Raw genomic sequence first — 699 nt, forward strand, 5'->3', positions numbered from 1 at the left:
CTTTCTTGAGGCGTTGCTTGAGGGGGCAAACTCGCACAATTTGTTTACCTTCTTCCGAGATATTTTAAACCAGATCAAGCGTTACCATTACTTTGCTATGCAAGTGCTAGGAACGAACAATCAAGGTCACTGCAATATCGATGAACAAGAGATGATCATGAAGTTATCGCTGTCTAAAAATAGTGACGATGCGGTGCAGTTTCTGGATCGTTATTTGTTGAAGTCGTTGCAATGTGTCGAAACCGCCATCGACAACCCGCTATAAACGTCACGCCAAATCAACTCGCTTATTAACGAAAAATCGGGTATATCCCGATTTTTTCTTTTTGGTATAAACGGTTCTCTCGCTCATGTGAACTAAGCAATATCATCAATGCTATGACACAAAGAAACGCAGTTTCTACCAGCGCTTTTGGATTCATACAGCGCGATATCTGCGCACTTATAGCTTCGAGTTCGGTCGGCAGTGAGGTCACTATAACCCGCACTGACGGTAACGGTCATATTGCTTCGCAGCTGAACCGCGACTCGCAAACGATTGAGCACCACTTCGGCCTCTTTGACTGTGGTATGAGGCATGATCACCGCAAACTCCTCACCACCAACACGAGAAACAAAATCCGTAGTGCGTACTTCACGTAGTAACGTTTCTGCGACGCTACAAATGACTTTATCCCCTTCATCGTGACCGCGTTCATC

1 protein-coding gene and 1 pseudogene are annotated in these 699 nt (G+C 45.2%); one reads left to right on the forward strand and one right to left on the reverse strand.

Going from position 1 to position 699, the window contains the following annotated elements; all coding sequences use genetic code 11:
- Nucleotides 1-265: pseudogene (locus tag R8N49_RS27240) on the forward strand (GntR family transcriptional regulator); the annotation flags it as partial.
- Between the two features lie 92 nt (nt 266-357).
- Here the strand turns inward: R8N49_RS27240 and R8N49_RS27245 are convergent.
- A partial coding sequence (locus R8N49_RS27245; protein ID WP_318190465.1) for a GGDEF domain-containing protein occupies nt 358-699 on the reverse strand: 342 nt, incomplete at its 5' end.

The sequence above is a fragment of the Vibrio sp. 1978 genome (genome assembly GCF_033344345.1).